Here is a 16,344-nt window from a genome sequence, read left to right as displayed (position 1 = left end):
TGGGAAGGCAATCCGGCCTATTACCGGATTGCCAGCGCGCGGAACCGTAAGGTAGGAACTCAGTCAATCAAGCCAAGTTCTTGCATGAATTCGATTTGGCTATTGAGAATTTCGTTAGCCAATTCGTCATCTCCAGCCGCTCTCCTCCATGCATTCATCGCGGTCGGGCGCCCTTCTGCAATGAGGTCGGGGCTCAAATGGGTGATCTGTACGCCTTGCGCTTCGAACTCTTCGAGAGCAACAGTATCCAGGGCAAGGATGTGCTGCCGTAAAGAAGACGAAATCTCACGGGCAGCCACTTCCAAGGCCGCTTTGTAAGAGTCAGGTAAACTATCGTAAGCCGCTTGGTTCGCTACATAACTGGTAGCTGTCGTGGGTTGGTGAAAGCCAGGTACAGCTATATGTCCGGCCACTTCTCCCAAGCCTGCTTCAAAATTAGCGGTCAGGTCGCCGCGATCGGCAAGATCAATGACCCCTTTTTCAAGTGCTTGATACACCTCTGCCGTAGGCAATCCTGTCGTAGACACACCAAATTCGCTCATCACCGTGCTGGCCAAGCCAACGAAACGGCCTTTTTTGCCATCCAGATCATCCAGAGATTCGATAGGAAATTTAGAATGGATGGGTTCTTGCCCATAAACCGTAGGTGCAATGTAGTAGAGACCAGCTGACGCATAGGCCTGACGAGCCAGCTCAATTCCCCCTTTCTCATAGAACCAAGCTTCGTACTGGTCAGACTCAGGAAAACCAAACGGTACTGTGCTGGTGAACGCGAAAGCAGGTATAGAGCCTGCTTCATAGCCGTCAAATGTCTTCATCATCTGGAAGGCACCTGCGCGTACAGCTTCAAATGCTTGGGCCGAGGGCACTAATTGCCCACCGGCGAACAATCGAATTTCAAATTTTCCATCAGTTAATTCGGATACCCGCTCTACGAATTTTTCTTCGTATTCATAGGGCGTTGTCCCCGCATCCCAAAGCGCCTGCATTCGCCAGTTTACGCTGGGCAGATCCTCGGCAATAGCAACAGAAGGAGCCACACAGGCTGTCATAGCGGACACAGCTGCGACTGTTTTTAAAAATAACCAGCTTTTATTTATGGTTGTTAAGTTCACGATGCTCTCCATTGTGAATGGCAGTGCTACTAGCGCTAACTAGAGACTGCTGCATCACCGATTATTGTTAGAAATAAAACATACTCTTATCTTAAGTTAGGGTGATAGAGAAAACTGGACAAGGTACAATATTCAAAATTGACCCATGTACTGTACCCTTTAATTAATGGGTACAATTGAGCCTTTTATGAAGCAAAAACCACCTCGAGCACAACAAGTCGCCAATACAGTTATTGAGCGCATTGAGCAGGGACAGCTAACGGCGGGGACAAGATTACCCTCCATTCGCAATGCAACCCTGAGCTTTGGGGTTTCAAAAAATACTATAATTGATGCTTATGACCGCTTAGTCGCGACTGGGTATATCAGCCCTCGGCGCGGCTCTGGCTTTTATGTGGAAGCAACCAGACCAGCTCACCCAGCTATCAAGCCTGAACATTTTACTGAAGCGGTCGACTTGGTTTCTCTATTAAGAGAACAATTGAATCAGCATTATGAAGTCAGAGCCGGAGATGGACGTCTGCCGGCAAGTTGGATGGAAAGCTCGGACATACGCCGCTATTTCAAACGCAGCAATCAGGATAATGACGCCAGAGATGAGTTCGAATACGGCAACCCTCAGGGATTGATCGGCCTGCGAGAAGATATCGCCAGAACGCTAAACGATCGTGCAATTAGCGTTCATCCAAATCAAATCTTGATGACGTTCGGTGCCAACCATGCCCTCGACCTGATTGTTAGGCATTTTGTAGAGCCCGGTGAAGTGGTGCTAGTTGAAAGCCCTGGTTATTACCCAATGTTTGGTAAATTACGCCTACAGCGTGCCAAAACCATCGGCATCACTAGAGGACCTCAAGGACTGGATCTCGATATGCTGGAACAGAGTATCCGGGAATACCGGCCAAGGCTTTTGTTTGTTCAGCCTATGGCTCACAACCCTACCGGCACATCCATGTCTCTCCAGAATATGCATGCCTTATTACGTATCGCTGAACAGCATGATTTAACCATCATTGAAGACGATCCTTTTGGTGATATTCTCCCCCGATCAACGCCTCACCTTGCTTCGCTCGATGGCCTTAACCGAGTCATATACGTTGGCACTTTTTCCAAAACGCTATCTGCCAGTATGCGTTGTGGCTACATTGCAGCTAATCAGACGCTGGTTCGGTCACTGATTGATATTAAAATGCTCACGGTGGTTACCAGTTCAAGCATTATTGAAAGGATGATCCATGAAATGATCATTCATGGTCGCTATCGTCGCCAAATGACTCGTTTACGCGAGAGAGTGGCCAAGGCTAGCGCAGCAGCGATCTCCTCGTTGAAAAATATTGGTTTCAAGCAAATTCAGCCACCCACCGGGAGTTACTACATTTGGTGCCCTTTACCAAAAAGCGTAGACGGCCTTGAGCTAGCAAAAAAAGCCTCTGCACAGGGGATTTTCCTAGCACCTGGAAATTTGTTTACTTTAGGCAATGACGAGTCAGGGTCAGCTCTTCGAATCAATATTGCTCTAGCGAATCACCCTTTATTACTAAACTTTCTAAAGGAAGAAGCACTGAGCTAGCCGGTTAAAACCAATGCAGCTATTGCATTGACACTAACTTTCAAGAGCGCGACGACAGCGCAACCCCAATACAAGTCGCCACGCAAACTTGTTGCTACAGCAAGCGGCAGCCTGGAAAATATGCCACTCATTCAACCATGCTGGCCTCGACCTGGGATGACCAGATTAGCGAAGTTGCAGGGTTTGTGGCGGCTATCCAATTGCTCTGCCAGAATGCCGTCCCAGCCGGTGCGGCAGGCGCCGGTTGAGCCAGGCAGGCAGAACACTACCGTGGCGTTGGCTAAGCCGCCGAGGCAGCGGCTCTGGATGGTGGAACTGCCAATTTCCTCACCACTTAGCTGACGAAAGCGTTCTCCAAAGCCTTCGATGCGCTTATCCAGCAGCACCGAGATGGCTTCAGGGGTAGAGTCACGCCCAGTGAAGCCAGTGCCTCCGGTGGTGATGACTACCTGCACATCCGCCTCGGCGATCCAGTTCGCGACCACCGCACGAATACGATAGACATCGTCAGGCACTATGCGCTTTTCAACGAGAGTATGACCGGCGTTGGTTAACCGCTCGACCAAGGCTTGACCGCTCCGATCCGTCTCTTCCGTGCGGGTATCCGAGACCGTGAGTACGGCTATGTTGAGGGGCACCATTGGCTCACTCATTGACGTCACCCTTGTTTGGCTGCTTTCTTTTTGGCGTGGTGAGCTTCCCAGGCCGCCATTTGCTCAGGCGTAGCGGGCGGCTGGTAAAGCTCCTTCCACTCGCTGTAAGGCATACCGTAAACGTACTCACGTGCCTCTTCGTAACTGAGGCTTTCATCCCGCGCTTCCGCGGCGCTAACCAGCCATTTCGATAAGCAGTTGCGGCAAAAGTCCGCCAGGATCATCAGGTCGATATTCTGGACATCTTTGTTATCGTCCAGATGCTGTAGCAAGCGGCGAAACGCGGCGGCTTCAAGCTCGGTGCGCGTGGTTGGGTCTAACTCATCAAACGCTGACATAACCGTTCCTCTCATACATGGCTTGGGTTATTTAATAACTTAAGGTGAAGCATAACAAAAGACACCGCCGAAAGGCGGTGTCTTAGCGACCATTAAATGCTTATTAACTGGTTCGCGTTGCCGACGGTTCACTGCTGCCGCTAGATGACTTGCGGGCCGCCACCTCTTGTTCCGATAGCGTTTGGTCTTTGACCTCTTCGTACCAAAGATTATGGTGCTCTTTGGCCCAGGTCTCATCCACATAGCCCGTGGTCATACCTTCTAGCGCGCCTTCGGTACCCAACGTGCCGATATAGATATGGCCGAGGGAAACCGCCGTAAGCCCCAATGCGCCCACTGCGTGGATAATATTGGCCCACTGCATGGTGTCACGGCCCTGGTCGAAGTTGGGGAAGTCGAGCACGAAGCCACTGGCAACCACTAAGATTCCCACCGTTGCTAACAGCCAGTACCAGGCTTTTTCACCACCGTTGGCAAAACCAGCATCCACATGCTTTTTGCCAATCATGCCGCCGCCTTTCTTAAACCACACCCAGTCGTGCTTTTTGGGAATATTGTCTTTGATCAAGCTGACCAGCAGGATCACCAACAGAATGCCGAAGATCGGCCCCAGGTAGTTATGCAGCACTTTCGTGGCCGCAATCATCCAGGCCCAAATCCCATCGCCAAACAGTGGGCGGAACACGAATTTACCGAACAGCAGCGTCATCCCAGTCAGTGCCAGAATGATAAACAGCGTCGCTACCGTCCAATGCAGTGCGCGCTTCATCAGCGTCCAACGCAAGAGCAGACGACCCGTACGCGGCGCCTCAAGCTCCTTGCGCCCGACAATGAAGTAGAACAGCGCGATCAGGGCCGCCATGCCAAATACCGCGATCAACCCAAACGGCGATACCCAGCGGTTGCGAATCTCCCGCCAGGTTTCACCGCTTGAATTGATCAGGCTGTAGTTACTGTCAGCGCGTGAATCACGGTAGTTAGGCCCGGTTTCTCCACTACGTACCTGGCGCCACTGGTCGGCGGTAATGCCGGGGGCAGCGGTGTTCATTTCACGGTCAGGATCCGCTTGGGCAACGGCCACTTGCGTGAAACCGAGGCTTAGCACCAGAGCAAGCGCCACCAACATAAAGCGCCAAAGCCCCAGGGCGAGCCCTTTACCTGAGCGCGGCACCCCGCCGGGTGCCTGTGCAGTCAACAGGTTCATGACACGCCTCCTTACCCTTTATGGGCAGCATCATAGGCTAGGTTGTCGGCACTGGCCTGAGGGTTATTAGACCAAGCGCCATCTTTGTGCCCGCGATGGACAACACGCTGACGGAAGATATCGGCCACGTCTTGGGCATCACCGGCAAGCAGCGCTTTGGTGGAGCACATCTCAGCACACAGCGGCAGTTTACCTTCGGCAATGCGGTTGGAGCCGTACTTCTCGTACTCTTCTTCTTTGCTTTCGGCAGGGCCACCCGCGCAGAAGGTGCATTTGTCCATCTTGCCGCGCTCACCAAAGGCATCCTGCTGGGGAAACTGCGGGGCGCCAAACGGACAGGCGTAGAGGCAGTAGCCACAGCCGATGCAGAGGTCTTTATCGTGCAGCACGATGCCGTCATCGGTTTTGTAGAAGCAGTCAGTGGGGCACACCGCCATACAAGGGGCATCGTCACAATGCATGCAAGCGACAGAGATGGACATTTCATCCGCTTCACCGTCATTGAGCGTGACCACGCGGCGGCGCTGAATGCCCCACTCGACATCGTTGGCATTTTTACAGGCGGTGACGCAGCCGTTGCACTCAATGCAGCGTTCGGCGTCACACATAAATTTCATTTGAGCCATGGTGTTCTCCTCATGCCGGTGCGGGATGGCTCCCGCACCGTCGTGCTGTCAGGTCGGTCAGGGCTTAAGCGCGCTCAATGCGGCAAATGGTGCACTTGGTCTCTTGCATCAGTGTCACCGGGTCGTAGCCATAGGTGGTGGCAGTATTGGCCGCTTCACCGATGATGTACGGATCAGACCCATCGGGGTAACGGTCGCGCAGGCTTTCGCCCTGGAACATGCCGCCAAAGTGGAACGGCATAAACGCCACGTTACGATCGACGCGAGGCGTGACCAGCGCTTTAACTTTCACACGTCCCCCTTCAGCCCCTTCAACCCAGACATCGTCGCCATCTTTGATGCTGAGGTCGTTGGCGTCCGCAGGGTTGATCTCGACAAACATCTCCTGCTGAAGCTCGGCAAGCCACGACATGGAGCGCGTCTCTTCCCCGCCCCCTTCGTACTCAACCAGTCGTCCAGAGGTAAGAATCATCGGATACTCACCGGTGTTGTCGCGATCCTGAATGGTTTTGTACATGGTCGGCAGACGCATGATGGAGTCAAAATCGTCCCAAGTCGGGAAGCGTTCAACCAAATCGCGCCGTGTGGTGTAGAGCGGCTCACGGTGCTTCGGCACCTGGTCGGGGAAAGTCCAGACCACGGCGCGTGCTTTGGCGTTGCCGTAGGGCGCACAGCCATGCTCAATGGTGACACGCTGGATACCGCCAGAGAGGTCGGTTTTCCAGTTTTTACCTTCCGCCGCCTGCTTCTCTTCGGCGGTCAGGTCGTCCCACCAGCCAAGGTCTTTGAGCAGTTGGTCGTTGAACTCTGGATAGCCGTCGTCGATATCGCCCCCCACCGGCGCTGAACCTTCCGCCAGAAGGTTGACGCCGTCACGCTCGATACCAAAACGGGCACGGAAGCCCATGCCACCTTCCATCACCGGCACGCTGGTGTCGTAAAGATTGGGCGAGCCCGGGTGATTAAACTCAGGCGTGCCCCAGCAGGGCCACGGCAAGCCGTAGTAATCACCATCCGCCGGGCCACCCTCTGCGCGCAGGTTCTCGAAGCTGAACGTGTGCCAGTTTTTCTGGTGCTCTTTGAGGCGCTCGGGGCTTTGCCCGGTGTAGCCGACCGTCCACATACCGCTGTTGATTTCGCGCAGAATGTCATCGATGAGCGGCTCGTCACCGTTCATCTGGTAGTTCTTGACCAGCTCATTACCGAAGCCCAGCTTACGAGCAAACAGGTACATGATTTCGTGGTCGGGCTTGGACTCAAACAGCGGCTCAATCACGCGGTCACGCCACTGAATCGAACGGTTAGTCGCGGTGACACTGCCTGTGGTTTCGAACTGGGTGGCCGCTGGCAGCAGATACACGCCGTCGCTGCGGTCATGCATAACCGAAGCAACGGTGGGATAAGGGTCAACAATGACCATCATCTCAAGCTTCTGCATCGCTTTTTGCATCTCGACGCCGCGAGTCTGGGAGTTAACCGCGTGGCCCCAGTAGAACATTGCTTTCAGCGCGGTACGCTGGGAGATATTCTCGTCCTCTTCGAGCACGCCATCGACCCAGCGCGATACGGTAATACCGGCAGTGTACATGGGCTTACCATCGGCATACTCGGTGTCGTCATAGCGGCCTTTAAGCCACTCGTAGTCGAGATCCCACACCTGCGCCCAGTGCTGCCAGGCACCTTCCGCCAAACCGTAGTAACCAGGCAATGAATCGCAGCCAAGGCCCAGGTCGGTCGCCCCCTGTACGTTATCATGGCCACGCAGGATGTTAGCGCCGCCGCCCGCCACACCGATATTCCCCAGCGCCAGCTCAAGAATGCAGTAAGCGCGGGTATTGTTGTTGCCGGTGGTGTGCTGGGTGCCGCCCATACACCAGACCACACAGCCAGGCCGGTTGTCGGAGAGGCGTTTGGCGACATCGTACATCTCGGCTTCGGGGACGCCGGTGACTTCTTCTACAACGCTGGGCGGGAAGTTGGCGACTTCAGCGCGCACTTCATCCATACCATAAACGCGCTGATTGATGTACTCGTTGTCTTCCCAGCCATTTTCAAAAATGTGCCACAACAAGCCCCAAATATAGGCGACGTCCGAACCGGGACGTAAACGCACGTATTTGTTGGCCTTGGCGGCAGTACGGGTAAAGCGAGGGTCAGCGACGATAATGTCGCAGTTGTTGCGCTCTTTGGCGATCAAGAAATGCTGCATCGCTACAGGGTGCGCTTCACTGGGGTTAGAGCCAATGAACAGCATCGACTTGCTGTTATGCATGTCGTTGAGCGAGTTGGTCATCGCTCCATAACCCCAGGTATTCGCCACGCCGGCCACGGTGGTGGAGTGGCAGATACGCGCCTGGTGGTCGGTATTGTTGGTGCCCCACAGCGAGGCAAGCTTGCGCATTAAATACGCCTGCTCGTTGCTAAACTTCGCCGAGCCCAGCCAGTAAACGCTGTCCGGGCCGTGCTCTTCGCGCAGCTCAAGCAGTTTGTCACCAATCTCGTTAATGGCGTCATCCCAGCTCATACGCTCCCACTCACCCGCGACTAACTTCATCGGGTACTTGAGACGCCGCGTGGAGTGGCCGTGCTGGCGCAGCGAAGCACCTTTCGCACAGTGCGCGCCACGGTTGATAGGGTGATCAAAAGCGGGTTCCTGCTTAGTCCAAATGCCCTCTTGAACTTCAGCATACACGCCACAACCTACTGAACAGTGGGAGCAGATGGTGCGTTTGGTCTCGACCGGCGAGTCCAGCACGGGGGTTTTGTCGGCTGCTTCTGAGCGCTGCATCATGGGCGCACTCATAAAGCCAACGGCGGCCATACCGCCAGTGGCTGCACCGCTGCGTTTGAGGAACTGGCGACGGGAAATACCCAGCCCTGAGGCCTTGGGGGTGTCTGTTTTGCGAGTTAAGCGCATGGCAAATCTCCTGGCATTCCGCCGTCAGTCACGCAGCGAGGCGTAATAAGCACGGACGTGATCAGTCTCACGGTAGTTAACCGTTGGTTTTTCGTTTTTTACCGGGGCAGTGTCAGCCTGTGCCAGAGTGACATGACCGACTGCCGCCGCGGCGCCAGCAGCAGCGGTTCCCAACCCAACGGTTTTCATAAACCGACGGCGCTCAGCGTTGTGTGACGGTTGCATGGGTTTCTCCTCTTGCATGCTTTTTTATGCGGGTCTTTTTTTGCTGTTTCTTTTATGAAGCCTGCGTTAAGGCTCAAGAATACGCACTGGCGTATGGCCCGCATCAACCCTCAAGCGAGCCTGTTCGCTCTCCATAAAAGCGCTACCCAACTGCCCCAGCGCTGCATAGAAAGCGGTGTCTACCTGCCCCAGGTCGGCAAAACAGCTGGCCGCCCAGGGGGCTAAATGTTGGCTAAAGAAATAACCCTGCTCAGAGCTTTCGGCGTCGATCAGCATCGCCATCACTTCACACAGGGCAGCCAGATGATCTTCCGGATCCCGGGTATGCTCACTGCGTTCAAAGCCAAGCACTTTTAGGTCTTGGCGCAGCGCCACCAGCGCCGCCTCCATCAATTCGCCGTTGCGGTACCAGGAGGCGTAGGGCACCACCTCACCTTGAATCACACCGACCAAGTGACGAAAGTGAGCTCGCTGCAGTCTCTCAGCATCCGCACCGTTGGCCGCTACTGCCAACGACTGCCAGCACTCTGCTAGGCGGCTACCATCTTGCTCGATAGTTAGCTCAGCCAACCAGTCGAGTAGTTCTGGATCTGGCGCTTGGCGCAGTAGCGTGGTTAACAGCCGGTAGATATCGGCGCGTAGCGCATCCGCTTCTTTGAGCGTGGGCAGTGCATCCGTCATCGGCTTATACCTTCAGTTGCGCGTCAGGGTCGCGAATCATGGTTTTCCAGACATCTTTTACCCGGCAGTCTTCGCACATTTCCAGGCGGATCATCGCCTCGCCGGCGAAGTAGGGGTGGTTAGCCAATTTCTGTTTAATAGTAGCGACCGTGCTGACAGTGGCAAACGGCTTACCGCAGTTGATGCACTCAAAGGCCGCTTCTTCGTGACAGATGTGGCGCGTTTCTCGGGCATTGGATGCCAGAAAGCCTGGCATCAGAGTAATCGCATTTTCCGGGCAAGCCTGCTCACACAAGCCGCACTGCACACAGTCCGCTTCAAGAAAGCTCAGCGCGGGCGTTTTGCCGCCTGATTTTAATGCCGGGGTCGGGCAGTTGCTGACACAGGCGTGGCAGAGCGTGCAGGCGTCGCTATCGACTTGAATGGCGCCGTAGGCAGCGCCTGCCGGTACGGCAACCCGCTCGCCGCTGGGGTTACCCAATTCAGCCAGTCGAGCCAGCACGCGGTTCAAACGCGCACGCTTTTCTGGCTCAGGCAGGCTTAGCGGTGACTCTGTCAACGGGGTGAGTGCCGGTAGCGCATCCCGGCCTGCATCATCGGCTATCTCGATCAGCTTTACGCGAGCATGATCATGGCCTAAGGCGTCTAACAGGGCGTGCACTTGGGCGAGCTGGTCGGTCAAAAAGGCGCTTAAGCGGGCGGGCATATTGGGGTGCAGCTGGATACGCACTTCGGCGGCCCCTGAGGCCAGGGCAGTTAACCACTGGTCGTGCCCCGCTGCTCCCAGCTCCTCAAGCGGTGCATCGATGACATGACCTGCGGGCACTACGCCCGCTGCGCGCTCAGCGTCTTGGGAATCATGGGTAATAAAACGCAGCACCGGCGCTTGACCACCCGCTTCGCGGTAGGCGCCCAGCCAAGCAGAGAGCGTATCCTGCTGGCGGCGCGTTTCCGGAAGGCGAAATTCGATAGCGCCAGTGGGACAGGCACTGGTGCAACTGCCCACGCCTTGGCAGAGAAAGGGATCAATCTCGATGTGAGATTCAATCCGCCCCTGAATGCTGGAGATGGCATCCGCGGGGCAAACATCCAAACAGCGAGTACAGCCAATGTTGCCGCTGGTAGAGTGGGCACATAAGTCGCTATTGACCTGAAAATAACGCGGCTTGTCGAATTCGCCCACCAGCCCCACAAAGTCGTCGAGGATGTCGTTGCGCTGCTCGACATTCTGCCACTGCATTACCACATAGCCAGGCGGTGGTAATTCCACCGGTAGGCAAGGAGAGGCATTTAAATCCAGGACTAGGTCAAACGCCTCTCGCTCGATCAGCGCACGGGCAAGATCAAGCGGCTCATCGCCATCAAGCAGCGTTTTGAACATGCCCAAATGGCCGCTAATGCGCAGCTTTTCTGCCTGGGCGCGGGTTAGCGCCTGGGTGGTGAGGATCTCGGTGGCAGCGAGCAAGTCACTATCATTAACTCCGTCGTCAACGCCTTCGGCGTTGGGCGCGGTAAAAACCAGCGTCAATGAAGCCAAACCACGCCCTTGCAGAATACGCGCGGCTTGTCGGGTATCGCGCTCACTGCCGAGCAGCAGCGCATGACCACGGCTGTGATAGGTCACATTGGCAGGCGTTAGGTTAGCGGGCCACGAGATACGCTGGCGTACCGTCTCCCGAGCCTCGGCATTGCGCTGGTCGTCTAGCGACGCCAGTTGGATTCGTTGATTCATGCGCTCTCACGGTCAGTGAATAATTCTTATTATAATTTTGAGTTATACTATCTAACTATTGTGGCATAACAATGCATAGAAGCTAAGTTCAGCCTATGGCGAAATACGTATTTTGCCAAATTAATTACCGTCAACGCTGCCAACGCTGGCGACTGTTAACACACCCAATAATTTGATTTTTATAATTTTATCACTAATCTCATGTTTTCGTCTTAGTATCAGATAAATAATCAGACTGGTCGTCTAGTAAGGTGTTTTCTACAGTTTTGACACCATCATCGCGAGGTGTTGAGGAGTCGTCCTCTAGCGCGACCGGTTTCTCACTTGTTTGCTCGTTCTCTGCCAACTCTTTTGGGGACTCGGCCTCGTCTAGCGACTTATCAACCGCCTCTTCCACTTTATGCGTCCAGCGGCGCAGTTTGCTGGCGAGCTCGGAGTCCATGGGCTTTAGCAGCTGATTGTAGTCGGCATCATAGTCATCCAGGCCGTCGCGAACGTTGTAGTTGCCGGTGGCCCACAGGCGTTTCAAAGCACGCCGCCGCAGGGCTCCGCTTACTCCTGGCACCATAAAGGCGCTGAAGTCGCTGCCCGCTTCCAGCGTTTCAGGGTCGGGCAAGGTGTGGTCTAAGCTGCCGGGCTTAGGTGCTGGTTCTGAAGGCGATTGTTCTGCAGGAGACTGTTCTAGTGATGCCTGCTCTGGCGCTTCCTGCGCGGCATCAGGTGAAATATCCGATTTGGCCGCCAGTTCCTCAACGGGCTCTGTAACCGGCGGCGCATCTTGCTCTTGGGGAACGTTGCGTTTTAGGCGCGACCAGCGCTCTAGGCGGCTCATTGCGGCTGCTCCTTGGTGGGGGTCTCTTTGGCGCGCCCCGCTCCTTTGCGTTTTTTCTTGCGCATCTCCATCGGCGCTTCGCCGTGGCGTGCGAGGTAGCTCTCAATCCAGACCTGAATGGCCATGGGCATTGGTGCTTCGAGCACCTGCTGCTCACCGTCCATCCAACCGGCTGCCACGTCCTGACTAGCGGTAATCGCATCAGGTTTGGGTGTTTGCCCAGTAAAACCCGCTCGCACAAATAGCCGTGGGGTGGCAGACGTCAGGTTGAAACGGTAGGCAGCACGCTCGGTCATCGACAACTGCAGGTTAAGCACATTGGGGCCCTGATCACTCAGGGTAAGCTCTGCAATACGCCACTGGGTTAGCGTAAAGCTTTTCACCTGCTTAGCCTCGGCGACCAGGGTGATACTCAGTGAACGTAAATTATCAGACATCGCGTTAAACCCCTTAGCGAAGTATCTAAGCACAGCACTTGAGCACAGTACTTAAGCGAAGCACCTAGACTTTGAACGGATAGCAGTCGAACAGGTAGACAAGTAAGCCTCTCCAGCGCCATCATCGTCAACTCTGACCTTTTTACTCAGGTATTTTATCAGGCTCAGATGCTTTCATATCAGCAGCGAGGATTGCGGATGCACGCCCTTCAGTTAAGCCGAGCCCGCTTACCGGCCACTACCGAGATCAGCATCGTTGACGAGTATGGCGATGCACGCCAGCAGGCGATTGCCGCTGAAAGAGCGTTGACGGTCTACCTCAACAAGCGTGAAATTGTCACTTTGATGACCTTGGGTGACGACCCGGAGGCTCTGGTGGTCGGCTATCTGCGCAATCAGGGGCTGCTGAACGCCGCGGCTGATTTAGAGGCCGTGCAAGTCGATTGGGAAGTAGAAGCCGCGGTAGTGATTACTCGCCATCTGCCCGAGGATTTAGAAATACGCTTAAGCACCCGTACGGTCACCACCGGCTGCGGCCAGGGCACGGTATTTGGTAAACTGCTCGACCAAACCGCTCTCACGGCGCTGCCCGATACTCAATTGGCACAATCCACGCTTTATCAGCTGCTGCAAAACCTTAACGCCTACAACGAGACCTACCGCAGCGCTGGCGCCGTTCATGGCTGCGCGCTGTGCCAGCAAACCGACGTACTCGACTTTGTTGAAGACGTAGGACGGCATAACGCGGTGGATACCTTGGCGGGGCGCCAATGGCTACAACAGGCCGACAGCGCCAATGCGGATATTTTCTACACCACCGGGAGACTGACTTCCGAAATGGTACTCAAAGTGGCACAAATGGGCATTAGCGTGCTGGTTTCTCGCTCAGGCGTCACCCAAAAAGGCGTCGAACTGGCCGAACGCTTCGGCGTGATGTTAATTGCCCGCGCCAAAGGGCGCCATTTCCAAGCGATCAACACCCAAAACCGTTTAGCCCTGGACGCTATTCCACCGCGCCCATCCCATGCCCGTTCATCGCAAGAATACCGCTCATCAAAAAAGGCAAGCTCATGATCCCTACTCACGACCTCACTGGCATGGTTCTCGCGGGCGGCGAAGGGCGCCGAATGGGCGGTCGTGACAAAGGGCTGGAGCCTTTTGCGGGCCTGCCACTCGTCGGCCATGTGGTGAAGCGCCTTGAAGGTCAGGTGGCCGAGCTACTGATTAACGCCAACCGCAATGCTGACGCCTATCGCTTTTTCGCCGATCGCGTTATAGCGGATGTTGTAATGGACGGTGCCGAAGGCGGCTTTAAAGGCCCTTTGATGGGGATCTATAGCGGCCTGCAGGCGGCAAAAACGCCGTGGCTACTGGTCGTTCCCTGCGACTCCCCCGCCCTACCTGACGATTTAGTGGCGCGCATGGTACAAGGTATTGGCCAGCATGATATCGCTGTGGCTTTTGATGGCGAACGGCTGCACCCGGTAGTTGCACTACTGCGTACCTCGCTGGCCGATGATTTGGCCGCCACCTTGGCCAAGGGCGAGCGTAAGATCGATCGTTGGTATGCTCGCCATGCTTGGTGCAAGGTTGATATGTCGGACTGCCCTGATGCCTTTGCTAACCTTAATACTGAGGAAGAGAAGCTGCACCTGGAAAAAGTACTCATGGGTTCTTCGAGCAAGGAGGTGAAATGACCCTCTCCTGCTTTGATCTTGGCGAGCAGATGCTCAGCGTGGACGAAGCGCGTCAGGCGCTCGCCACCTTGATTGAACGCCCGCTGGGCAGCGAACGGATTCCGCTGGCGCAGGCTCATGGTCGCCGATTGGCCACAACCGTGAAAGCCCCCATTAACGTGCCGCAAAATACCAATGCGGCCATGGACGGCGTAGCGCTAGCCTTGCCCAGAGAAGGTGTTGGAGCCAAGCAGACCCGCTGGCCGTTGGCTGGAGAGGTGTTGGCCGGTCAGTATCGCCGCGAATTAGTACCTGCCGGTCACTGTGTACGCATCACCACCGGTGCCCCACTGCCGCCGGGCACCGATACCGTGGTGATGAGTGAACAGCTCCGCGAACCGTTAGATGAGCAGCCTGGGCATGTGATCATCGCGTCGCCAGAACTCCTCAAACACGGCCAACATGTTCGCCAGGCCGGTGAGGATATTGGTCTCGGCGACACGGCACTGCCTGCGGGAGCACGGCTCGATGCGGCGGCCCTAGGGCTTTTAGCGTCGTTAGGTTACGCAGATGTTGTCGTATGTCAGCGCCCAAGGGTGGCGATCTTTTCCACTGGCAATGAAGTCGCTGCTCCCGGTGAGCCGCTGCCCAAAGCAGGTATATACGATGCCAATCGCTTCACCCTGATGGGCTTGCTTGCCGAACACGGCGCCGATGTCATTGACCTGGGCATTCTCCCAGACGATTTAAACGCCATTAAAACGGCCCTTGAAGACGCTGCAGAGCAGAGCGATTTGGTAATCACCAGCGGCGGTGTTTCCGTTGGCCAGGCTGACTTTACCCGTGAGGCTCTGGAACAGTTAGGCCGCCTAGCCTTCTGGCGGGTAGCGCTGCGACCTGGGCGCCCCATGGCTTGCGGCTGGCTGGGTGAAAAGCGCACGCCGTTTGTTGGCTTGCCCGGCAATCCGGTGGCGGTCATGGTAACCTTTCTACAGTTTGTCTCGCCGCTGCTGGATCGGCTGTATGGGCAGCCGACATCAACACCCCATCGCCTTACTGCGATTGCCGACACCGCCATAAAAAGTCGCTTGAAGCGCACTGACTTTATCCGTGGCGTTTACCATACTGATAGCGAAGGACGGTTACTCGTGCGTAGTACCGGCGCCCAGGGTTCGGGCATTTTAACCTCGATGGTGGCTGCTAACTGCTTGATTGAGCTTGCCGACGACCAGGCAGGCGCCCAGCCAGGCGAGGTAGTCAGCATACAACCACTAACGGGATGGCTATGACCGAGCAACGACCCGCACAACCACAAGCTAATCAGCAGCGATCTGTCCAGCCAGACGCTGACCAGCAACTGATCGACGACTTTGGTCGGCGCATTAGCTACGTGCGCATCTCGGTCACCGATCGCTGCGATTTCCGCTGCGTGTACTGCATGAGCGAGGAGATGACGTTTCTGCCCCGCGCCCAGGTACTGACGCTGGAAGAGATCGCTATGGTGGCGCGCGCTTTCACTGAGTTGGGGGTCGAGAAAATTCGCCTTACCGGCGGCGAACCGCTGGTACGCCGCGGCATTGAGCAACTGGTCGATGAGATCGGCGCCATGCCAGGCCTTAACGACTTCACCATGACCACTAACGGCGCCAGCCTACGCAAGCACGCCAAGCAGCTTTACTCAAGCGGTCTGCGGCGGCTGAACATTAGTCTGGACTCGCTAAATGCGGAGCGCTTTAAGCAGCTCACCCGCACCGGCGATTTAGCCAAAGTGATCGACGGCATTCATGCCGCCCAGGAAGCGGGCTTTAAACGCATCAAGCTCAACGCGGTGATCTTAAAAGGTCGCAATGACGACGAAGTAATAGACCTGGTCACCTTTGCACGCCAGGAAAACCTCGATATTAGCTTTATCGAAGAGATGCCGCTGGGCGATGTTTCTGACCACTCACGGGCGGAAACCTTCTACTCCAGCGATGACGTTCAAGACTTGATCGAAACGCGCTATCCGCTGATCCCCACGACCGAAACCACACCCGGCCCATCGCGCTACTTCAAGATGGCCGATAGCGACAGCCGGGTTGGGTTTATTTCCCCCCATAGCCACAACTTTTGCGATACCTGTAACCGGGTGCGCGTGACCGTGGAAGGCCGTTTACTGCTGTGCTTAGGCAACGAACACTCGGTCGATCTTCGCGCCGTGCTGCGCCGCCACCCCGGCAATATGCAGGCGCTAAAAGAGGCGATCATCAACGCCCTGCCGCTTAAACCGGAACGCCATCACTTCACCACCGATGGCGATGTGCAGGTAGTACGCTTTATGAATATGACAGGGGGCTAG

Annotated in this window: 16 protein-coding genes; 5 read left to right on the top strand and 11 right to left on the bottom strand. The window is 55.6% G+C overall.

All coding sequences use genetic code 11. The features are described 5' to 3' along the window. Nucleotides 1–59 precede the first annotated feature (59 nt). Complete coding sequence (gene dctP, locus K7H09_RS02535; RefSeq protein ID WP_230803461.1) at nt 60–1,115, bottom strand: TRAP transporter substrate-binding protein DctP; 1,056 nt, start codon at nt 1,113–1,115, stop codon at nt 60–62. 187 nt (nt 1,116–1,302) lie between these two features. On the opposite strand from dctP, the gene K7H09_RS02530 reads away from it, so the two are divergent. After that, complete coding sequence (locus tag K7H09_RS02530; protein ID WP_022521836.1) at nt 1,303–2,685, top strand: aminotransferase-like domain-containing protein; 1,383 nt, start codon at nt 1,303–1,305, stop codon at nt 2,683–2,685. A 131-nt stretch (nt 2,686–2,816) separates the two neighbouring features. Here K7H09_RS02530 and moaB read toward each other — a convergent pair whose 3' ends face one another. The 10 genes from moaB to K7H09_RS02480 form a co-directional block, all read right to left on the bottom strand. Further along, complete coding sequence (gene moaB / locus K7H09_RS02525) at nt 2,817–3,338, bottom strand: molybdenum cofactor biosynthesis protein B (protein WP_022521835.1); 522 nt, start codon at nt 3,336–3,338, stop codon at nt 2,817–2,819. A 5-nt stretch (nt 3,339–3,343) separates the two neighbouring features. After that, entirely contained in the window at nt 3,344–3,676 is a 333-nt protein-coding gene (locus K7H09_RS02520; protein WP_022521834.1) for a DUF1244 domain-containing protein, read from the bottom strand. 103 nt (nt 3,677–3,779) lie between these two features. Beyond that, nucleotides 3,780–4,880 carry a formate dehydrogenase subunit gamma gene (locus K7H09_RS02515; protein ID WP_230803459.1) on the bottom strand — a complete coding sequence of 367 codons (1,101 nt, stop codon included), beginning with the start codon at nt 4,878–4,880 and terminating at the stop codon, nt 3,780–3,782. Nucleotides 4,881–4,891: 11 nt separating this feature from the next. Continuing rightward, nucleotides 4,892–5,506: a formate dehydrogenase FDH3 subunit beta gene (gene fdh3B, locus K7H09_RS02510; RefSeq protein WP_022521832.1), complete on the bottom strand. Its 615-nt coding sequence runs from the start codon at nt 5,504–5,506 to the stop codon at nt 4,892–4,894. A gap of 64 nt (nt 5,507–5,570) precedes the next feature. Further along, nucleotides 5,571–8,423: a molybdopterin-dependent oxidoreductase gene (locus tag K7H09_RS02505; RefSeq protein ID WP_230803457.1), complete on the bottom strand. Its 2,853-nt coding sequence runs from the start codon at nt 8,421–8,423 to the stop codon at nt 5,571–5,573. A 24-nt stretch (nt 8,424–8,447) separates the two neighbouring features. Further along, nucleotides 8,448–8,648 carry a twin-arginine translocation signal domain-containing protein gene (locus K7H09_RS02500; protein ID WP_022521831.1) on the bottom strand — a complete coding sequence of 67 codons (201 nt, stop codon included), beginning with the start codon at nt 8,646–8,648 and terminating at the stop codon, nt 8,448–8,450. 66 nt (nt 8,649–8,714) lie between these two features. Further along, a complete protein-coding gene (locus K7H09_RS02495; RefSeq protein WP_138799342.1) occupies nt 8,715–9,329 on the bottom strand; it encodes a TorD/DmsD family molecular chaperone in 615 nt (204 codons plus the stop codon). Between the two features lie 4 nt (nt 9,330–9,333). Continuing rightward, entirely contained in the window at nt 9,334–11,061 is a 1,728-nt protein-coding gene (locus K7H09_RS02490) for a 4Fe-4S dicluster domain-containing protein (protein WP_230803454.1), read from the bottom strand. A gap of 199 nt (nt 11,062–11,260) precedes the next feature. Next, on the bottom strand, nt 11,261–11,893 hold the full coding sequence (locus K7H09_RS02485) for a DUF3306 domain-containing protein (protein WP_230803453.1): 633 nt from the start codon (nt 11,891–11,893) through the stop codon (nt 11,261–11,263). Continuing rightward, entirely contained in the window at nt 11,890–12,330 is a 441-nt protein-coding gene (locus K7H09_RS02480; RefSeq protein ID WP_022521827.1) for a DUF3305 domain-containing protein, read from the bottom strand. The genes K7H09_RS02485 and K7H09_RS02480 overlap by 4 nt, the downstream gene beginning before the upstream one ends. A 198-nt stretch (nt 12,331–12,528) precedes the next feature. On the opposite strand from K7H09_RS02480, the gene K7H09_RS02475 reads away from it, so the two are divergent. From K7H09_RS02475 to moaA, 4 genes are read left to right on the top strand one after another with little or no spacing between them, the layout of a single operon-like run. Next, complete coding sequence (locus K7H09_RS02475; RefSeq protein WP_022521826.1) at nt 12,529–13,404, top strand: formate dehydrogenase accessory sulfurtransferase FdhD; 876 nt, start codon at nt 12,529–12,531, stop codon at nt 13,402–13,404. Further along, nucleotides 13,401–14,027, top strand: coding sequence for a molybdenum cofactor guanylyltransferase MobA (mobA, locus tag K7H09_RS02470; protein ID WP_230803448.1), 627 nt, complete (start codon nt 13,401–13,403; stop codon nt 14,025–14,027). Before K7H09_RS02475 ends, mobA begins: the two co-directional genes overlap by 4 nt. Continuing rightward, nucleotides 14,024–15,295 (top strand): molybdopterin molybdotransferase MoeA, encoded by a 1,272-nt coding sequence (gene moeA / locus K7H09_RS02465; protein WP_230803447.1) that lies wholly within the window; start codon nt 14,024–14,026, stop codon nt 15,293–15,295. Before mobA ends, moeA begins: the two co-directional genes overlap by 4 nt. Continuing rightward, the gene (gene moaA / locus K7H09_RS02460) at nt 15,292–16,344 is read left to right on the top strand and encodes a GTP 3',8-cyclase MoaA (protein ID WP_022521823.1); all 1,053 of its coding nucleotides are present in this window, start codon (nt 15,292–15,294) and stop codon (nt 16,342–16,344) included. Before moeA ends, moaA begins: the two co-directional genes overlap by 4 nt.

The sequence above is a fragment of the Halomonas sp. IOP_14 genome (genome assembly GCF_021021315.1).
In the GTDB taxonomy this organism is placed as follows: domain Bacteria; phylum Pseudomonadota; class Gammaproteobacteria; order Pseudomonadales; family Halomonadaceae; genus Vreelandella; species Vreelandella titanicae.
Note: the sequence above shows the minus strand (reverse complement) of the source record. Positions and strands in the feature narration are given on the sequence as shown.